At 76.4% G+C, this 208-nt stretch carries 1 pseudogene; it reads left to right on the top strand.

Annotated features, from left to right (window positions below):
* Positions 1-208: pseudogene (locus IF89_RS0137375) on the top strand (IS5/IS1182 family transposase); the annotation flags it as partial.

The following is a 208-nucleotide window of genomic DNA, read 5'->3' as shown; positions in this document are numbered from 1 at the left end:
CGGGACGCAGAGCCGTCGGCCTGTGTGATCGGCGCCCAGAGCGCCAAGGCCTCCGCCAGCGTCCCCGCTGCCGGCCAGGGCGTCGACGCGGGCAAGAAGACCGTCGGCCGGAAGCGGAGCATCGCCGCCGGCACGCTCGGCCTCCTCCTCGCAGTGCTGGCCACCGCGGCGAGCGTGCAGGACTCCGTTGCCGGCACCGCGCTGCCCG

This window comes from Streptomyces sp. NRRL F-2664 (assembly GCF_000719345.1).
GTDB lineage: Bacteria > Actinomycetota > Actinomycetes > Streptomycetales > Streptomycetaceae > Streptomyces.
Note: the sequence above shows the minus strand (reverse complement) of the source record. Positions and strands in the feature narration are given on the sequence as shown.